This is a genomic window from Piscinibacter sp. PDB5-1, assembly GCF_056676035.1.
In genome coordinates this window covers 15010-32836 of the sequence record NZ_JBWVZL010000006.1, presented here as the reverse complement: position 1 = coordinate 32836, position 17827 = coordinate 15010, and the positions used below count along the sequence as shown (strand labels likewise).

At 68.0% G+C, this 17827-nt stretch carries 17 protein-coding genes; all 17 read right to left on the bottom strand.

Translation table 11 applies throughout. The features are described from left to right. Positions 1-75: 75 nt before the first annotated feature. Positions 76-264 carry a DUF2065 domain-containing protein gene (locus AC1KAT_RS21525; RefSeq protein WP_480329284.1) on the bottom strand — a complete coding sequence of 63 codons (189 nt, stop codon included), beginning with the start codon at positions 262-264 and terminating at the stop codon, positions 76-78. 9 nt (positions 265-273) lie between these two features. Then, positions 274-1155, bottom strand: a complete 882-nt coding sequence (gene hflC / locus AC1KAT_RS21520) for a protease modulator HflC (RefSeq protein ID WP_480329282.1) — start codon at positions 1153-1155, stop codon at positions 274-276. A 26-nt stretch (positions 1156-1181) separates the two neighbouring features. Beyond that, positions 1182-2363, bottom strand: coding sequence for an FtsH protease activity modulator HflK (gene hflK / locus AC1KAT_RS21515; protein WP_480329364.1), 1182 nt, complete (start codon positions 2361-2363; stop codon positions 1182-1184). A gap of 145 nt (positions 2364-2508) precedes the next feature. Further along, complete coding sequence (gene hflX / locus AC1KAT_RS21510) at positions 2509-3768, bottom strand: GTPase HflX (protein ID WP_480329280.1); 1260 nt, start codon at positions 3766-3768, stop codon at positions 2509-2511. A 31-nt stretch (positions 3769-3799) separates the two neighbouring features. Further along, entirely contained in the window at positions 3800-4045 is a 246-nt protein-coding gene (hfq, locus tag AC1KAT_RS21505) for an RNA chaperone Hfq (protein WP_480329278.1), read from the bottom strand. A gap of 83 nt (positions 4046-4128) precedes the next feature. Beyond that, positions 4129-5466 (bottom strand): ribosome biogenesis GTPase Der, encoded by a 1338-nt coding sequence (gene der / locus AC1KAT_RS21500; RefSeq protein WP_480329276.1) that lies wholly within the window; start codon positions 5464-5466, stop codon positions 4129-4131. Positions 5467-5492: 26 nt separating this feature from the next. After that, complete coding sequence (gene bamB, locus AC1KAT_RS21495) at positions 5493-6635, bottom strand: outer membrane protein assembly factor BamB (protein ID WP_480329274.1); 1143 nt, start codon at positions 6633-6635, stop codon at positions 5493-5495. Further along, positions 6632-7321 carry a YfgM family protein gene (locus AC1KAT_RS21490; protein WP_480329272.1) on the bottom strand — a complete coding sequence of 230 codons (690 nt, stop codon included), beginning with the start codon at positions 7319-7321 and terminating at the stop codon, positions 6632-6634. Before AC1KAT_RS21490 ends, bamB begins: the two co-directional genes overlap by 4 nt. Before the next feature lie 27 nt (positions 7322-7348). Beyond that, positions 7349-8641 carry a histidine--tRNA ligase gene (gene hisS, locus AC1KAT_RS21485; protein WP_480329270.1) on the bottom strand — a complete coding sequence of 431 codons (1293 nt, stop codon included), beginning with the start codon at positions 8639-8641 and terminating at the stop codon, positions 7349-7351. Positions 8642-8737: 96 nt separating this feature from the next. After that, on the bottom strand, positions 8738-10039 hold the full coding sequence (gene ispG, locus AC1KAT_RS21480; protein WP_480329268.1) for a flavodoxin-dependent (E)-4-hydroxy-3-methylbut-2-enyl-diphosphate synthase: 1302 nt from the start codon (positions 10037-10039) through the stop codon (positions 8738-8740). Between the two features lie 33 nt (positions 10040-10072). Next, positions 10073-10996: a helix-turn-helix domain-containing protein gene (locus AC1KAT_RS21475; RefSeq protein WP_480329266.1), complete on the bottom strand. Its 924-nt coding sequence runs from the start codon at positions 10994-10996 to the stop codon at positions 10073-10075. Then, positions 10989-11813, bottom strand: coding sequence for a type IV pilus biogenesis/stability protein PilW (gene pilW, locus AC1KAT_RS21470; RefSeq protein WP_480329264.1), 825 nt, complete (start codon positions 11811-11813; stop codon positions 10989-10991). Before pilW ends, AC1KAT_RS21475 begins: the two co-directional genes overlap by 8 nt. After that, complete coding sequence (gene rlmN / locus AC1KAT_RS21465) at positions 11810-12970, bottom strand: dual-specificity RNA methyltransferase RlmN (protein ID WP_480329262.1); 1161 nt, start codon at positions 12968-12970, stop codon at positions 11810-11812. Before rlmN ends, pilW begins: the two co-directional genes overlap by 4 nt. Positions 12971-13150: 180 nt before the next feature. Continuing rightward, positions 13151-13576, bottom strand: coding sequence for a nucleoside-diphosphate kinase (ndk, locus tag AC1KAT_RS21460; RefSeq protein ID WP_480329260.1), 426 nt, complete (start codon positions 13574-13576; stop codon positions 13151-13153). 94 nt (positions 13577-13670) lie between these two features. Continuing rightward, the gene (locus AC1KAT_RS21455) at positions 13671-15740 is read right to left on the bottom strand and encodes a pseudouridine synthase (RefSeq protein WP_480329258.1); all 2070 of its coding nucleotides are present in this window, start codon (positions 15738-15740) and stop codon (positions 13671-13673) included. Next, positions 15737-16531, bottom strand: a complete 795-nt coding sequence (scpB, locus tag AC1KAT_RS21450) for an SMC-Scp complex subunit ScpB (RefSeq protein ID WP_480329256.1) — start codon at positions 16529-16531, stop codon at positions 15737-15739. The genes AC1KAT_RS21455 and scpB overlap by 4 nt, the downstream gene beginning before the upstream one ends. 292 nt (positions 16532-16823) lie before the next feature. Next, the gene (locus AC1KAT_RS21445; protein ID WP_480329254.1) at positions 16824-17825 is read right to left on the bottom strand and encodes an RluA family pseudouridine synthase; all 1002 of its coding nucleotides are present in this window, start codon (positions 17823-17825) and stop codon (positions 16824-16826) included. Between the last annotated feature and the right edge of the window lie 2 nt (positions 17826-17827).

Genomic DNA, 17827 nt, shown 5'->3' with positions numbered 1-17827 from the left:
ACCAGGGGGATTAAAAACAGGATTGTACCGGCCGACGCCGGGGCGTCTGGCATGTGACCGGCACGAGAAACGGGCTCAGCGTGTGAAGAAAACCAACACCGCCAAGCCCAGCAGCATGCTGCCGAGCCCGAAGAAGCGAATCTGGCCGTCGGTCATGCGCACCGCACGCTCGAACACCTGACGCCAGATCACCGGGCTGAAGAAAGGCAGCAGGCCTTCGGCCACGAGCATCAGCCCGAAGGCCGCCGTCAACAGATCGCCCATGGGCGAGGCTTACTTGCGCGAACCGGAGCCGCCTCCACGCATCGCGCCGAAGAACTCGCTGTTCGGGTCCATCACGATGACGTCGGACTTGCTGCGGAAAGTCGAGCGATAGGCTTCGAGGCTGCGATAGAACTCGGCGAACTGCGGGTCACGCCCGAACGAGCCGGCAAAGATCGCCGAGGCCTTGGCATCGCCATCGCCCTTGATCTTTTGCGCGTCGCGGTAGGCCTCGGCCACGATCACCTCGCGCTGGCGGTCGGCATCGGCCTTGATCTTCTCGGCCTCGGCAGAACCGGTCGAGCGCAGTTCGTTGGCCACGCGCTTGCGTTCGGATTCCATGCGGCGGTAGACCGAGTCGGTGATGTTGGCGGCAAAGTCCACGCGCTTGATGCGCACATCAACCACCTCGATGCCGAAGCTCTTGGCCTCGTCGGCCAGGCGGGCTCGCACCCCTTGCATGACGCGCTCGCGGTCGGTGGCCAGCATGGCCTGCACGGTGCGCTTGGTGACCTCTTCATTGAATGCGGCCTGCACGATGGGGCTCAGACGCCCTTCGACGTTGCGCATCTCGGTGCCGTTGTTCAGGATGAACTGGCGGGGATCAGAGATGCGCCACTTCACGAGCCAGTCGATGACGAGGCTCTTCTTCTCGGCCGTGAAGATGGGGCGGGTTTCGGGGCTGTCGAGCGTCTGCACGCGGCGGTCGAAGAACACCACGTTCTGGAACGGCGGCGGCAGCTTGGCCTTCAGGCCGGGCGTGGTGATGACTTCACGGATCTCGCCCAAGGCGTAGACCACCGCGAAATTGCGCTGGTCAACGATGAACAGCGTGGACGACAGCACCATCAGCGCGATCAGCGCGCCTGCGATGAACAAACCAATTCGATTCATGGGTGTTCCTGGATCTTTTGACGGGCTCAGCGGACGTCGCGGTCGCGGCTGCGCTGACCGTCGCGCGAGCGTGCATCAACCGTGTTCGCGCTGGCCGGGCCGGGCTCGGCCGTGGCTGTCGGCGCGGGCGTCGCCGCAGGGGCGGCACCGGCCTGCTGCATGATCTTGTCGAGCGGCAGGTACAGCAGGTTGGAGTTGTTGCGCGTATCGACCATCACCTTCGTGACGTTCGAGTAGACCTGCTTCATCGTGTCGATGTAGAGGCGGTCGCGGGTCACGCCCGGGGCCTTCTGGTATTCGGTCAGCACCTGCGAGAAGCGCTCGGCATCACCTTCGGCCTGCGACACGACGCTGGAACGGTAGCCCTCGGCCTCGGCGCGCAAGCGGTCGGCCGTGCCCTTGGCCTTGGGGATCACGTCGTTGGCGTAGGCCTGGCCTTCGTTCTTCGCCCGCTCGCGGTCGGCACCGGCGCGGAAGGCATCGTCGAATGCCGCCTGCACCTGCTCGGGTGCCTGCACGCTTTGCACGTTGACGTTGACGAGCAGGATGCCGGTCTTCAAGCGGTCGAGCTGCGCCTGCACAGACTTCATCAGGTCCGAGGCGATGGCGTCGCGCTGCTCGTAGAGCACCGAGTCCATCACGCTGCGGCCGACGATCTCGCGCACGGCCGATTCGGCGGCCTGCACCACGGCTTCGTCGGGCTTGTCGTTCTCGAAGAGGTAGTCTTTCGTGTCGCGCAGGCGGTACTGCACGGTGAAGCGGATGTCCACGATGTTCTCGTCTTGCGTGAGCATCGACGAGTCGCGCAAGCCGGTGGCCGGCACGACCGAGGTGCGGCCCACTTCGACCGATCGCAGGCGCGTCAGCGACACCGTCTCGTGCGCCTGGAAGGGGTACGGAAAGCGCCAGGACAGGCCAGCCTCGACCTTGTGGCTGTACTTGCCGAACGAGGTCACGACCGCCTGTTCGCCTTCTTGCACGATGAAGATGCCGCTGGCCGCCCAGATGAGCGCCACCACGCCGGCAATCAGCCCCACGCCGATGCCGGCGCCCTTCATGTCGGGCTGGAAGCTCGGGCCGCCCTCACCGCCACCGCCCGAACGCGAACCGCGCCCGCCGAAGATGCCGCTCAGGCGGCGATTGAAGTCGCGCCAGAGTTCGTCGAGGTCGGGAGGCCCGTCGCCGCGGTTGCCGCCGTTGTTGAGCATTGGCTCGGCGCGGCCGCCGAACAGGCGCTGGCGCGTGGCCGAGACCAGCCCGTGCACGAGGGCCTTGGCCGCGCGGGCCAGTTCGGTCACGGGCGAGCCGGAGCCATCAAGCGTCGTGGAGGTTGAACGCATGGTCATGTCGTTGTCAGTAGGTTCCGCTTCGTTTCGTCCCATCGGCATCGGGTTCCGTGGAACTGGACAGCTGCCCGTCATCCGGCGATTCGCCCGTGGGGTGCATTGTGGCGTCGTCGTCTTCGCGGCGACCGGCTTCACCGGACATCGCCGCGCTGATCGTATGCCGAAGTTCGGCCAGCCCAAGGCCGTGCAGCGCGCTCACGAACACGCGCGGGATGCGCACGCCGTTGCGCTCGATCACATCGGCCATGACGCGCGGGCGCTGCGTTTCTTCGAGCGCATCGACCTTGTTGAACACCAGCACCTGCGGCACGTCGGCCGCGCCGATGTCGCCGAGCACGCGCTCGACCTCGGCCATCTGCTCGTCAAGCACCGGGCTGGCCGCATCGACGACATGCAGCAACAGGTCGGCTTCGGTCGCCTCTTGCAGCGTGGCTTCGAAGGCATCGACCAGCTTGTGCGGCAGGTCGCGGATGAAGCCGACAGTGTCGGACAGCGACACCGAACGACCGGCGTCTTCGAGGTAGAGCTGACGCGTGGTGGTGTCGAGCGTGGCGAACAACTGGTCGGCAGCATAGCTGCGCGCCTTCACCAGGGCGTTGAACAACGTGGACTTGCCAGCGTTGGTATAGCCCACCAGCGAGACGCGGAAGGTGCCGCTGCGCTCGCGTGACTTGCGCTGCGTGCCGCGTTGCCGCTTCACGCGTTCAAGGCGCTGCTTCACGGCCTTGATGCGCTCGCCGATCATCCGGCGGTCGAGTTCGATCTGCGCCTCACCCGGGCCACCGCGCGTGCCGATTCCGCCTTGCTGGCGCTCCAGGTGGCTCCAACGCCGCACGAGGCGCGTGGAGAGGTACTGCAGCCGCGCCAGTTCGACCTGCAGCTTGCCCTCGTGGCTTTGCGCGCGAGCGGCAAAGATTTCGAGGATGAGCATGGTGCGGTCGGCGACCGCCACGCCGAAGTGGCGTTCGAGGTTGCGCTGCTGCGCCGGCGAGAGGGCCTGGTCGAAGATCACGGCCTGGGCCTGGTGGCCCTCGACCAGTGCCTTGATCTCGTCGGCCTTGCCCGAGCCGACGAAGAACGCCGGGTCGGGGGCCTTGCGCTTGGCGGTGACGCGCGCCACGGGCTGGTCACCGGCCGACTCGGCCAGCAAGGCCAACTCGTCAAGGCTCGCATCGAAGGTCGAGCCGGGGCCGAAATCGACCCCCACCAGGATGGCCTTGGGAAGCCCAAGGGCGCCTGGGGGCGCGGTGGGTGACGCCGTCGTCAAGGTGAAGCCGTCTCGCGCCGGAGATCGGGGCTCAAGGCTGCTCGGGGGACGAGTCGGTCGCGTGGAAGTTGACCGCACGGCCCGGCACGACGGTGGAGATCGCGTGCTTGTAGACCATCTGCGTCACGGTGTTACGCAACAAGACCACGTACTGATCGAAAGACTCGATGTGGCCTTGGAGTTTGATGCCGTTCACAAGGTAGATCGACACCGGAACGTGCTCCTTGCGAAGCAGGTTCAGAAACGGGTCTTGTAGAAGCTGCCCTTTATTGCTCACGATATGCTCCGTGATGTGAAGTGGAGAAGGCTGGCACGTTAACACAGCACCGTGCTGCGCCGCGTCAACACGCGCGAATTGGCTCAGTCTTTTTCGGTGAACGGGTTCGTCGAAGAACGCATCTCGATGCGCAGCGGCGTGCCCACCAGTTTGAAGTGCTCGCGGAAGCGCCCTTCGAGGTAGCGCTTGTAGACGTCGGTCACGTGTTCGAGCGAGTTGCCGTGGATCACGATCACCGGCGGGTTCATGCCGCCCTGGTGCGCATAGCGCAGCTTGGGGCGGAAGTGCCCGGCCCGCTTGGGCGTCTGCAACTCGACGGCCTCGTGCAGCAGTCGCGTGAGCACCGGGGTCGTCATCTTGCGATTCGCCGACGCATGGGCATCGGCGATGGCCTGCCACACCGGCCCCAGGCCCTGGCGCTTGATCGCCGAGATGCGCAGCACCGGGGCGAATTTCAGGAAGGCCAGGCGCGACGCGATCGAGCGTTCGAGCGTCTCGCGCTGATAGGCGTCCACCGCGTCCCACTTGTTCACGGCGATCACCACCGCGCGGCCGCTTTCGAGCACGTAGCCGGCGATGTGCGCGTCTTGTTCGGTCACGCCCTGGGTGGCATCGAGCAGCAGCAGCACGACGTTGGCATCGGCAATCGCCTGCAGCGTCTTGACCACCGAGAACTTCTCGATGGCCTCGAACACGCGCCCCTTTCGGCGCAGGCCGGCCGTGTCGATCAGCTCGAACTTCTGGCCGTGCCGCTCGAAGGGCACGGTGATGGCGTCGCGCGTGGTGCCGGGCATGTCGAAGGCAACCAAACGCTCTTCGCCCAGCCAGGTGTTGATGAGGGTGGATTTGCCCACGTTCGGGCGCCCCGCCACCGCCAGGCGAATCGGCTTGGGCTCGTCGGACGCGCCGCCCTCTTCGTCTTCGTCAAAATGAAACTCGGCCAGCGCCGCTTCGAGCAGGCTGCGGATGCCCTGCCCGTGTGCCGACGAGATCGGGTGCGGCTCGCCCATGCCAAGCTCGTAGAACTCGGCCAGGTGCGGCGACTCGGCCATGCCTTCGGCCTTGTTGACGGCCAGCAGCACCTTCTTGTTGCAGGTGCGCAGGTAACGCGCGATGTCGTGGTCTTGCGCCGACAGGCCGGCGCGCACGTCCACGACGAAGATCACCGCGTCGGCCTCGGCGACGGCCTGACGCGTCTGCTTGGCCATCTCTTTGACGATGCCGGTGGAGCTGTCAGGCTCGAAGCCGCCGGTGTCGATGACGATGAACTCGCGGTCGCCCAGGCGGCCGTCGCCATAGTGGCGGTCGCGCGTGAGGCCCGCGTAGTCCGCGACGATGGCGTCGCGGCTCTTGGTCATGCGGTTGAACAGGGTGGACTTGCCGACGTTCGGTCGGCCCACCACAGCGATGACGGGTTTCATGCGGGCTGCTTTGCGGCTCTGTACGGTTATTGCGGGCGAAACGCAAAGAGGCCGCCGTCTCGCGTGACGACCAGCACATTGAAGCCGACACGCACCGGGGCACTGACCACGCCGCTGCCGTCGGTCGTCATGCGCAACAGCGTCGCGCCCGAGTCACGCGCCAGCCAATGCACCACGCCTTCGCTGTCGCCGACGACGAAGGTGCTGGCCACGGGCAACGCCGCCGTGAGGCCACGGTGCGCGAGCTTGTCCGACGTCCACAGCGGCGCGCCATCTTCACGGCGCCAGGCGCTCAGGCGGTCGCTCGCGTCGGATGCGAGCAGGGTCAGGTCGTCGGCACCGAGGCCTTGCGTGCCACCGGCATTGCGCGCCCAGACGAGGCTGGCGCGATCGACGTTGACACAGCCGATGGCGGCCTGGAAGGCGCGCATGCACATCACCTCGCCCACACGTGCCACCGGGCCCACCAGGTCGGCTAGGCGCTCGACTTCGTTGGTGCCACGCGGCGAAGCGACGACGACTTCCCAGCGCGGCACACCGCGCAAGGGGTCCAGGCCCACCAGCTTGGCGCCCTGCCCCACCACCAGCGTGTCCTTGTAGGCCGTCAGCACACCGGGCTGCGTGAGCGTCAGCGCATCGCCCGGGCGCTGGTACGTCCACAGCTTGCGCCCGTCGAGTGCGTCGAAGGCGTGCACGCTGCGGTCGAGCGCCAGCACGAACACGCGCTCACCGGCCACCAGCGGCGCCGTCACCACGCGCGATGGCAGCGGCTTGCGCCAGCCCAGCTTGCCGGTGTCGAAGGTGACCAGTTCGTTGTCGCGTGTCACGACGCTGGCGAAGCGCCCGTCGCTGCCCACACCGGCGCTGAGCTTCGCACCGGCATCGGCGCGCCACAGCGCCTGGCCGGTGTCGGCATTGAACGAGGCCACGGCGCCATCGTCGCTTGCCACGGTAAAGGCATTGCTGCCCACCGCCACCTGCAGCGGGAAACTGACCTTGCCGATGCGCTCGGACCACGCCTGCCGCGCCGAGATGGCGGGGTCGATGGGATGCAGCGGCGTCGGCTTGGGCTTGTCCGGCCCGCTCGAACAGCCGCCCAGCACGGCGGCGGTCAAGGCCAGCGCCGCGAGGGCCCGGCGCTGGAGGCGAACGCGACGACTTCCGGTCATTGAGCGGCCTTGTCCTTCGATTCGTCTTTGGTTTCTTTCGGCTCTTGCGGCGTCACGCCCATGACGGTGAGCTTGGCGGCAACGAGGCGGCGGTATTCGGCACCGGCTTCCAGGCCGGCATAAGCCTCTTGGAAGGCGGCTTGCGCCTCGGTCGTCTTGCCTTGGGCCAGCAGCACATCGCCACGGCGGTCGGCCACCAGCGGCAAGAAGTGCTTGGCCTTGGCACCTTCGAGCTGCTTGAGCGCGTCGTCGTAGCGCTTCTGGTCGAGCAGCACGCCGGCCGCGCGCAGGCGGGCCATGGTGCGGTACTCCTCGTCGATGGCGTTTTCGCCGGCCCAGGTCAGCGTCGCCACAGCGGCGTCGAGCTGGTTTTTTTCGATCTGCGCCTTGGCGGCGAGCAGCGCGGACTGCTGCGCGTAGGCGGTGCGCGGGTAGCGCTCTTTCATGTCGTTGAACACGCGCGTGGCCTTTTCGCCATCAGACGCACGGGCCACGCGGTCCATCTCTTCATACAGCGCGCCAGCCTTGGCAGCCTGCTCGCGCTTCCACCACTGGTAGCCGTTCCAGCCCGCGAACGCCACCAGCGCGAGGGTGACGACGGTGGTGATGAGGTTGCCGTAGCTCTTCCAGAACGCCTTCAGCTGGTCGATCTGTTCTTGCTCTTGAAAGTCGAGTTGCGTCGCCATGATGTGTGTGTTCCAACGAGTCCGCGATTATGCGTTGAGCAGTTCGGCCGCCCATTGCCCGGCCGTGGCCAGGGGCAAGCTGCGCTGCGAGGCCGCCGGGTCGCGCAGTGGCTTGATGGCCACTTCGCCACGCGCCAGCTCGTCGCTGCCGAAGACGAGTGCGTAGCGCGCGCCACTGGCGTCCGCCCGCTTGAACTGGGCCTTCATGCTGTGGCCGCCCGCGTGCATCAGCACCGAGATGCCGGCGGCGCGCAAGGCTTCGATGGCCACCATCACCTTCGGCAGGTGCTGCGCGTCGGGCACGACGGCATAGGCCACCGGCGCGTTGGCCGGTGCGCCGACGCCGACGGCTTCAAGCAGCAGCAGCAGCCGCTCGATGCCCAGGCCCCAGCCGACAGCCGGCGCCGGCTTGCCGCCGAGCTGCTCGATCAGCGTGTCGTAGCGACCGCCGCCGCACACCGTGCCCTGCGAGCCGAGCTTGTCGGTGACCCACTCGAAGACGGTGAGGTTGTAGTAGTCCATGCCGCGCACGAGGCGCGGGTTGATGCGGTACGGCAGGCCGGCCGCGTCGAGCACGTCGCGCACGGCCTGCAGGTGAGCGAGCGACTCGGCACCGAGGAAGTCCATCAGTTTCGGCGCGGCCTCGACCACCGCCTGCATCGCCGGGTTCTTGGTGTCGAGGATGCGCAGCGGGTTGCTGTGCAAGCGGCGCTTCGCGTCTTCGTCGAGCAGGTCGGCGTGCGCTTCGAGGTGGGCGATGAGCGCGGCGCGGTGCGCCTGGCGCTCGGCAGGTTGGCCCAGCGAGTTCAGTTCGAGCGTGACGTCGCGGCCCTCGACCAGGCCCAGTTCGCGCCACAGCGCACGGCACAGCAGGATCAACTCGGCATCGACATCGGGCCCGGCGAAGCCCATGGCCTCGGCGCCGATCTGGTGGAACTGCCGGTAGCGCCCCTTCTGCGGCCGCTCGTGGCGAAACATGGGGCCGATGTAGTACAGCCGCTTGCCGCCGTCGTGCAGCAACGAGTGTTCGTTCACCGCGCGCACCACCCCGGCCGTTGCCTCGGGGCGCAGCGTAAGCTTGTCGCCGTTCATCGAGTCTTCGAACGAGTACATCTCTTTTTCGACGATGTCGGTCACCTCGCCGAGGCCACGCACGAACAGCGCCGTGGGCTCGACGATGGGCGTGCGGATGTTGGCGTAGCCGTAGCGCGTCATCAGCGAGCGCATCTTGGCTTCGAGCCATTCCCAGCGCGCCGAGTCCGGCGGCAGGATGTCGTTCATGCCCTTCACGGCCTGGAGGGCGTCTTGTTTGTCAGCCATGGCAAATCGAAATGAAAACGGGGAATGCGAAGCCGCAGCGCGACGCTCGCGCGGGCGGCGGCGAATGCGGGCGGTGCGTCGGGTGGGCCTTCGGGCTCAGACCGGCGCGGTGCGATGTGCGGTCGTCGCCGCGCCGTAGCGCTTGGCGATGTAATCCTCGACCAGCGCCTGAAATTCTTGCGCGATGCGCTCGCCGCGCAGCGTGAGCGCCTTTTCGCCGTCGATGAACACCGGCGCAGCCGGCGCTTCGCCGTTGCCCGGCAGGCTGATGCCGATGTCGGCGTGCTTGCTCTCGCCCGGGCCATTGACGATGCAGCCCATCACCGCGACCTTCATCTTCTCGACGCCGGGGTACTGCGCGCGCCACACCGGCATTTGCGCCCGAAGAAAGTCGTCGATCTGCTTGGCAAGCTCTTGGAAGGTCGTGCTCGTCGTGCGGCCGCAGCCCGGGCACGCCGTGACGCTGGGGTTGAACGCCCGCAGGCCGAGCGACTGCAGAATTTCGAGCGCCACCACCACTTCTTGCGTGCGCGCTTCGCCCGGCTGCGGCGTGAGCGACACACGGATGGTGTCGCCGATGCCGTCTTGCAGCAGCAGCGCCAGCGCGGCGGTGGACGCCACCGTGCCCTTGGTGCCCATGCCGGCTTCGGTCAGGCCCAGGTGCAGCGGGTAGTCGCAGCGCTTGGCGAGCGCGCGGTACACGCTCACCAGGTCTTGCACGCCCGACATCTTGCAAGACAGCACGATCTGCTCCGCCTTGAGGCCGACCTCTTCGGCGCGCTTGGCCGATTCGAGCGCCGAGGTGACGATGGCGCGGTACATGATCTGCTGCGGCTCGTAGGGCTCGGCGCGCTTGGCGTTGTCGTCCATCATCTGCGCGAGCAGTTCCTGGTCGAGGCTGCCCCAGTTGACGCCGATGCGCACGACCTTGTCGTACTTCGCGGCCACCTCGACCATCTGCGCGAACTGCTTGTCGCGCTTGTCGCCCTTGCCCACGTTGCCCGGGTTGATGCGGTACTTCGACAGCGCCTCGGCACAAGCCGGCACCTCGGTCAGCAGGCGGTGGCCGTTGTAGTGAAAGTCACCCACCAACGGCACGTCGATGCCCATGCGGTCAAGCTGATCGCGGATGTGCGGCACGGCCTGCGCGGCCTCAGGCGTGTTGACGGTGATGCGCACCATCTCAGACCCGGCCACGGCCAACTCTTTGACCTGGATGGCGGTCTCGATCACGTCCACCGTGTCGGTGTTGGTCATCGACTGCACACGCACCGGCGCGCCGCCACCGAGCGTGACGATGCGCGAGCCCCAGCGCACCTGCGCCTGGCGCGTGTGGCGGGTCACCGGGCGAGCGGGCTCGATGAAGTCCGGGTCGAAAGCGGGGCGTGGGTCGTTCATGGCAGTGCGTTCCGGTGCGGTGCGCGCGAGGGTCTACTTGAGTTCGAGCTTGACCACGTTGTCGCGCGTGGTCGCGGCCAGGTCCACCGCCTGGCCCTTGTACGTGACCGAAGTGACGGCCGCGTTGCCGATGGTCAGGCGCAGCGGCGGCGTGCCGTCGAGTCCGACGGTCTCGCCGGCTTGCAGCAGGCGCGACAACAAGGAGCGGCCGCGCCGGTCGGTCACCTCGACCCACGACTCGCCCTGCGCCCGTACCTGCAGCGTGCCGCTGACAGCGGGGGCACCCAGCTCTTGCGGGGCGCTGGCGCCTTCGGGAGGCACGGCGTGAACGGTCTCGATCACGTCTGAGGCAACCGAGGTGGCGGGCAGCGCCGCGCTCGCGGCGTCGGACGCCGACAAAGCCGGCTGCGAGGCGGCGCCCTCGGTCGCCGCAGGCACCACAGGTGCGTCGCCCACGACCTGCGGCACCGGCGTGTCGATGACCGAGGGCGCAGTCGCGCTGGGGCCCGCCAGCTGCCAATCGCTCGGCATCAAGTACACGGTCAAAGCAGCCACGACCAGCACCATCGCGCCGATCACGCCCGGGTTCTTGAGCGCGCTCAGGTCGCGCGGCACGCGCCGGCCTGGCCGGTCGCGGAACGGCTCGTTGAGCCCCTTGCTCATGCGCATCAGGCCTTCGTCACCGGGCTGCGGCAAGAGCGCCATCACGGGCGCCGCGTCGATCTTCAAGAAGCGGCACACCGTCTGCGCCAGCGCGCGCGTGAAGGTCGCGCCGGGCAGTTCGTCAAACCGGTCGTTTTCGAGCAGTTCGAGCTTCTGCGGAGTCACCTTGATCGAGTTGGCCAAGGCGGCGATGTGCAGACCTCGCGCCTGCCGGGCCTGGCGCAGCAGCCCACCCGCCGTTTGAGGCGTGGACGACCCGGTCGCAGCCGGCAGGGGCGGCAGACTCTCACTCATCGAACTGGCCTCGCTCGAAGGCACGGGTTTCTGCGGCCTGCGGGAAGCGCTCGCGCATCTCGCGCCCGAACTCGTTCGCACCCTGGTTGTTGCCGAGCTTCTTCTCAATGCGTGCGGCAAGCCACAGCGTACCGGCGCCCACCTGCTCGGGCACCGCATTGACCCGGCGGATGTAGAAGCGCGCCCGCTCGTACTCACCCCGGCGCAGCAGCACCTCGGCGAGGTTGACGGCCACGGCGGGGTTGGCGGCGTCCAGCTCATAGGCGCGCGTCAGCGTCGTCTCGGCCTCGGCCATGCGGCCCGATCGGGCCTGGCACACCCCGCGTGCGAGCAGCGTGCGCGGGCCGCCCAGGTATTGCGGCTGGTCGAGCGCCTGCAGGAAGAGCTTGTCGCTCTCTTCGTAGCGCTTTTGCTGGCACATGAACCAGCCCAGGTTGTGCATGGCGTCGGCATCGCGCGGGTCGATCTGCAAGCCGCGGCGATAACTCTCTTCGGCGAGTTGTGGCTCGCCCATGCCGGCGTAGATCAGACCACGCAGGTTGTAGGCCTGCGCCATGTTGGGGTCGGCCGACAGGGCCTGCTTGACCTCGTCGAGCGCGGTCGTGAGCTGCCCGCGGGCGAAGTACGCCCCAGCCAGTTCGAGGCGCACCCGGGCGCGCTTCGATGCCGCCGATTCGTCCGAAGCGGTCACCCGGTCGCGCGAGTCGCCGCCACCCTGCCCTTCGGGCACCAGCCCACCCGTCGTCTGGCACGCAGCCAGCAGCACGGTCAACGCACCACACACACACACGGCGAGGGACGACCAGCGCAGGGTCATGGAGTCTCCTTGGATCCGGTTGAAAGAGGCGAAGCAGAGGCAGATGGGTTCGGGCGCACGACACGAATCGGCGCGCGCGTCATGCGTTCGGCGGCGCGCGTGCGGTCTTGCACCTCGCCGGCGAGCTGGCCGCAGGCGGCATCGATGTCGTCACCGCGCGTCTTGCGCACCGTGGTCACGACACCCGCGTCTTGCAGCACCCGCGCAAAAGCCGTCACCCGTTCGCGCGGCGATCGCTTCAGGCCCGACGCGGGGAACGGGTTGAATGGAATCAGGTTGAACTTGCACGACACCCGTTCGCTGATGCGGATGAGCGTGCGCGCATGCGCGTCGCTGTCGTTCACGCCGTCGAGCATGCAGTACTCGAAGGTGATGAAGTCGCGCGGCGCTTTCTCAAGGTAGCGCTGGCAAGCAGCCAGCAGTTCGTCGAGGGGGTACTTGCGGTTGAGCGGCACCAGCTCGTCGCGCAAGGCGTCGTCGGGCGCGTGCAGCGAGACCGCCAGCGCGACCGGGCAGTCGTCGCGAAGGCGGTCGATCATCGGCACCACACCCGAGGTCGAGACCGTGACGCGGCGGCGCGAGAGGCCGTAGCCGTGGTCGTCGAGCATCACGCGCAGGGCCGGCACCAGCGCACTGTAGTTCTGCAGCGGCTCGCCCATGCCCATCATCACCACGTTGGTGATGGCCCGTTCGCCGGGCGCGAGCTTGAGGCGTTGGCGCAGGTGGTGTTCGGCAAACCAGAGCTGGGCGACGATCTCGGCCGTGCTGAGGTTGCGGCTGAAGCCTTGGTGGCCGGTCGAGCAAAAACGGCAGCCGACCGCACAGCCGGCTTGCGACGACACGCACAGAGTGCCGCGGTCGTCTTCGGGAATGAACACCGACTCGACGGCGTCGCCGCCGCCCACGTCGAACAGCCACTTGATCGTGCCGTCGGTGGAGGCCTGCTCGCTGAGGATCGACAGCGCCTTGACTTCGGCGATGCCCGCGAGCTTGTCGCGCAGCGACTTGGCCAGGTCGGACATGGCCGAGAAATCGGCCGCGCCCTTTTGATGGATCCAGCGGAAGAGTTGGGTCGCGCGGAAGCGCTTTTCGCCCAGCTTCTCGCAAAACGCGGCCAGCCCGTCGAGGTCGAAATCGAGCAGGTTGACCGGGTTCATAGATGCTCCTTGCGCCTGGGACGGTGTGATCTTTCTACTGCGCCGGCGCATCTTGCGGCGGCGGTGCGCGCCGTACCCCTGTACGGCTGCACGTCTCGCCACCTGCTGAGCCCGCGGGCGACGAAATCTTCACACTTTCCGAGTGTCGAAAGCGCCACGCGGGGGCGCAAGGCCAGCCGATCAGCGGCTGTAGATGTTGAGGCCGGGGAAGAAGAACGCCACTTCAGCGGCGGCCGTTTCCGGGGCGTCAGAGCCGTGAACGGCGTTGGCGTCGATGCTGTCGGCGAAGTCGGCGCGGATCGTGCCCTTCTCGGCCTTCTTCGGGTCGGTCGCGCCCATCAGGTCGCGGTTCTTGGCGATGGCGCCTTCACCTTCGAGGGCCTGGATCATCACCGGGCCCGAGATCATGAAATCGACCAGGTCCTTGAAGAACGGACGGGCCTTGTGCACGGCATAGAACTGCTCGGCTTCATTGCGCGACAGGTGCGCCATGCGGGCGGCCACGATCTTCAGGCCAGCGCCTTCGAAGCGGGCGTAGATCTGACCGATCACGTTCTTGGCAACGGCGTCGGGTTTGATGATGGAAAGGGTGCGTTCGATGGCCATATTTCTTCTCCTGAATCAAGCACTTGGCAAAACCTTGGATTGTAACGCTTGAAGCATGGTTCCTCGGTGACCGCGCACCATGCTTCGTCGGGGATCAGCGTCCGCGACGGCCTCCGCCGCCCCCGCCACCACCACCGCCGAACCCACCAAAGCCGCCGCCGCCCTTGCCTCCGCGACCGCCGCCCCCACCACCGCCACCCTTGCCGCCCTTGCGGTGGAAGGCATCGGCACCGATGTAGCCCACCGACGTTTGCAGCGGGTCGGGCTCACGCGGCCCGCCGCCGCCCTTCTTGTTGCTCTGGCGCGGCGGCGCGCTGCCACCGCCGCCGAAGCCACCACCGCCGCCCCGGCCGAAGGCGGGGCCACGCGGCTTGGACACGAAGCGCTTGTCGAAGGTCTGCTCCAGCGGGTTCGGGATCTTGCTGGGATCGAAATCCAGGTCCTCGTCGCGGTCGAAGTCGTCGGCGCGCTCTTCACGCGGCGGGCGCACGTTGACGCTCGGCGGCTGCGGGCCGCCCTGCGGCGGACGGTTGCCGCGCGGGCCCCGATCGTTGCGGCCGCCGCCAGCTTGGCGCTGCTCGTTACGCTGTTCGTTGCGCGGCCCCTTGCCGCCCTTGGCATTGCGGTCGTTCGCGTTGTTGCCGCGATCGCCGCCACGGTCGTTCGGACGGTCGTTGTTGCGTTCGTTGCCGCGCCCTTCACGGCGCTGGCCATCCTGGCCTCCACCGGCCAGGCGGCGCACGGCGCGCACGTCGTCGTCGGACAGGTCCACCCACACGCCGCGCTTCAGGCCGCGCGGCAACAGCACGTTGCCGTAGCGGATGCGGATGAGGCGGCTCACCGTGAGCCCGACCGTGTCGAACAGCTTGCGCACCTCGCGGTTGCGGCCTTCGGTGATGACGACGCGGTACCAGTGGTTCGCACCTTCACCGCCGCCATCGGCGATGGACTTGAAGCTGGCCATCTGGCCATCGACGTCCACGCCTTCGAGCAGGCGGGCCCGGTACTCGTCGCTCAGCTTGCCCAGCACGCGCACCGCGTACTCGCGCTCGACGCCGAAGCGCGGGTGCATCAACTGGTTGGCCAGGTCGCCGGAGTTCGTGAACAGCAACAGCCCTTCGGTGTTGATGTCCAGGCGGCCGACCGATTGCCACTTGCCCTGCTGTAGGCGCGGCAGGCGGCGGAACACCGTCGGGCGGTTCTGCGGATCGTCGAGCGTCACCACCTCACCCACCGGCTTGTGGTACGCGATGATGCGCGGCGGCGGCGGCACGATGCGCACCCGCACCGGCTTGCCATCGACCTTGATCTGGTCGCCGAACGAGACGCGCTGGCCGATGTGCGCCGGCTGGTCGTTGACGGTGACCTTGCCCTCTTCGATCCACGCCTCCACGTCGCGGCGCGAGCCGATGCCGGATTGCGCCAGCACCTTCTGCAGCTTCGGCGCATCGATGTCGGCCTGCAGCACGCGCTTGTATTCCTCGGTGCCTTCGACCTCACCCGGCGCGGCAGCAGCTTCTGGCTCGACGGGCGCCACGTCCTCGACGTCGTACTCGTCGGACACCACATGGGCGAACACATCCCCCGCATCAGGCATCACCGCATGTTGCGCAGGGGCCGGGCTGATGGGGCGCGGCGCACCTTCGGCACCACCGGCCTCGACGCCCGCCCCCTCGGCGCGTTCGCGCTGGCGATCACGCCGGTTGCGGCGGCGGTTGCGAGAAGAACGCGAGCCCCCCTCACCGTCGCCCGCCTCGGCGCCGCCCTCTGACGCCGGAGCGGTCGATTCGACGGCCTCCCCCAGCACGAACACAGGGGCTTCGCCCGCGGCGGCGGGCACCGACGCCTCAGCCGAGGCAACCGCGCGAGCGGGTTCGACCGGCGAGGGCACGGGCGCGTTCGACTCACCCTCGGTGGCCGCAGGCGCGTCGCCGCCCTCAGCCGCAGCCTTGGCCGTCGTGCGCCGCTTGCGCGCGGGCTTGGGCGCTGCCGCCTCGTCGCTGGCCGGGACCGCGGCGGCCGCGGCTTCACCTGCCTCGGGCGCGTCGGCCACAGCCTCGTCTTTCGGCTTGGTCGCGCGCTTCTTGCGCGGCTTGGGCGCTGGCGTGTCGCCCGCCTCCGGTGCAGCAGCAAGCTCGGGGGATTGGTCTTCGGGCTGGGTCATTCGCGGGGTTCCATCGGCGCGGCAGGGACCGCGGAGTCGTCGGCTTCGGACGGGTCTTCGCGCGAAGCGCCGGCACCGTCGAGGGGGGGGTTGGAAAGATCGGAGGGGGATTCGAGAGTCGCGTCGGGCAGCTCGCCGGTCGCATCGGCTTCGAGCGGCGCGTCACCGGGTGAGGCGTAGTCGGGCGCTGCGTCGTCGGCCTCCAGGCCGAGTGCAGCCTGGGCGGGCTCCAGCAGCGAGGGTTGCTCGGCCAGCGCTTCGATCAGCACGTTGCCGCCGGTGCCGCTGTCGAGCGTGGGCAGTTGTTCGAGGCTGGCGAGACCCAGGTCATCAAGGAACTGCTTGGTCGTCGCATACAAGGCCGGGCGACCCGGCGCTTCGCGGTAGCCAATGGCGTCGATCCAGCCCCGGTCTTCGAGTTGCTTGACGATGTGGCTGCTGACCGTGACGCCGCGGATGTCTTCGATGTCGCCGCGCGTCACCGGTTGTCGGTAGGCAATGATGGCCAGCGTTTCCATCGTGGCGCGCGAGTATTTGGGCGGCTTCTCGGGGTTGAGCCGGTCGAGGTAGTCGCGCATCTCGGGGCGGCTCTGAAAGCGCCAGCCCGTGGACAGCGCCACCAGCTCAACGCCACGGCCTTCCCAATCGCGCATCAGCTCATCGAGCAGCGAACGCAGCGTGTCGGGACCGAGCTCGTCAGCGAACAAGGCTCGCATGTCCTTCAGCGGCAAAGGCTGCTGCGCGCAGATGAGCGCGGTTTCGAGGACGCGCTTTGCATCCTGGGTGTTCATCGACTTCGTTGACTTCCTGGGCCGGGACTGCCGGCAGGGTTTTTCGGGGGCAGGCTCTTGTTCACATCAACCCGGGCTGGGGTGGCAGTGCGCCACCAAGGAGCCTGGGACTGTTTGAGCGGGGACCTCGCGGGGTTCAAACCGCTCTTCGCGGTGAACCTTTGTGCCACGATCTGTGTCGTGGCCCCTCTGGGGGTCTTCTTCCCGGCCGGGCCTTGTGTACGGCAGTGGCAGCGCACAGGGCGAACGCGTGTCGGCGGGGACGAATGGGGCGCATTGTATAGACAAGCCGTCAGACCGGTGGTTTGCCCCCCGTGACCTGCGCCCAGGCCGTGGAAAAGTCGTCTGGCGGTGACGCCTGAAAGGCCAGCTCACCACCCGTGACCGGGTGGATGAACCCCAGCCGCAAAGCGTGCAGGGCCTGGCGTTGCATCTGCAAGGAGGGCCGCCCGCCATACACCGCATCGGCCACCAGCGGGTGCCCGCGCGAGGCCAGGTGCACGCGGATCTGATGCGTGCGCCCGGTGTGCAAACGGCAGCGCACGGCGCTGAACGCCCCCACGCCCTCGCCTTGCACCGCTACGCGCTCGACGTCGGTCTTCGCCGCGCGCCCATGCGAGGTGACCGCCATGCGCACCCGCGACTGCGGGTCGCGGCCCACCGGGGCCTCGATGGTGAACGCCTTCTCGGCCACCACCCCATGCGCCAGGGCTGCGTACTCACGCCGCACCTCGCGCGCCGCGATGGCGCGCACGAGCGCCGTCACGGCGGGCAACGACTTGCCGATGACCATGAGGCCGGAGGTGTCCTTGTCGAGCCGGTGCACGATGCCCGCGCGGGGCAAGGCGGCCGAGGCCGGGTGGTGGGCGAGCACGCCATTGAGCAAGGTGCCCGACCAGTGCCCCGCCGCCGGGTGCACGACGAGGCCGGCGGGTTTGTCCACCACCATCAGGTGTTCGTCTTCGAAGACGATGGCCAGCGCCATCGCCTCGGGCCGAAAGGCGCGGCTCTCGGGCGTGGGCACCAGATCGACCGCGATGCGCTGGCCGGCCTGCACCTTGCGCGAGGCGCCGTCCACCACACGACCGTCGAGCCGGACGTGCCCTTCGTCGATCAGCCGCTGCAGGTGGTTGCGCGAGAACTCCGGCGCCATCGACACCAGCACCTTGTCGATGCGAACGCCGTGCTGCGCGGCAGCCACCGCGCTTTCGCGCCGCTCGACGGCGTCGTCGGCGACAGGGTCGAGGCCTTCGTCATCGGCCTCAGGCACCACCGGGTCAGAGCCCTCATTCATAA

Excerpts from the sequence above, each read along its gene's own strand:
- AC1KAT_RS21525 (WP_480329284.1), bottom strand. The coding sequence starts at position 264 with ATGGGCGATCTGTTGACGGCGGCCTTCGGGCTGATGCTCGTGGCCGAA.
- hflC (WP_480329282.1), bottom strand. The coding sequence starts at position 1,155 with ATGAATCGAATTGGTTTGTTCATCGCAGGCGCGCTGATCGCGCTGATG.
- hflK (WP_480329364.1), bottom strand. The coding sequence starts at position 2,363 with ATGCTCAACAACGGCGGCAACCGCGGCGACGGGCCTCCCGACCTCGAC.
- der (WP_480329276.1), bottom strand. The coding sequence starts at position 5,466 with ATGAAACCCGTCATCGCTGTGGTGGGCCGACCGAACGTCGGCAAGTCC.
- bamB (WP_480329274.1), bottom strand. The coding sequence starts at position 6,635 with ATGACCGGAAGTCGTCGCGTTCGCCTCCAGCGCCGGGCCCTCGCGGCG.
- AC1KAT_RS21490 (WP_480329272.1), bottom strand. The coding sequence starts at position 7,321 with ATGGCGACGCAACTCGACTTTCAAGAGCAAGAACAGATCGACCAGCTG.
- hisS (WP_480329270.1), bottom strand. The coding sequence starts at position 8,641 with ATGGCTGACAAACAAGACGCCCTCCAGGCCGTGAAGGGCATGAACGAC.
- ispG (WP_480329268.1), bottom strand. The coding sequence starts at position 10,039 with ATGAACGACCCACGCCCCGCTTTCGACCCGGACTTCATCGAGCCCGCT.
- AC1KAT_RS21475 (WP_480329266.1), bottom strand. The coding sequence starts at position 10,996 with ATGAGTGAGAGTCTGCCGCCCCTGCCGGCTGCGACCGGGTCGTCCACG.
- pilW (WP_480329264.1), bottom strand. The coding sequence starts at position 11,813 with ATGACCCTGCGCTGGTCGTCCCTCGCCGTGTGTGTGTGTGGTGCGTTG.
- rlmN (WP_480329262.1), bottom strand. The coding sequence starts at position 12,970 with ATGAACCCGGTCAACCTGCTCGATTTCGACCTCGACGGGCTGGCCGCG.
- ndk (WP_480329260.1), bottom strand. The coding sequence starts at position 13,576 with ATGGCCATCGAACGCACCCTTTCCATCATCAAACCCGACGCCGTTGCC.
- AC1KAT_RS21455 (WP_480329258.1), bottom strand. The coding sequence starts at position 15,740 with ATGACCCAGCCCGAAGACCAATCCCCCGAGCTTGCTGCTGCACCGGAG.
- scpB (WP_480329256.1), bottom strand. The coding sequence starts at position 16,531 with ATGAACACCCAGGATGCAAAGCGCGTCCTCGAAACCGCGCTCATCTGC.
- AC1KAT_RS21445 (WP_480329254.1), bottom strand. The coding sequence starts at position 17,825 with ATGAATGAGGGCTCTGACCCGGTGGTGCCTGAGGCCGATGACGAAGGC.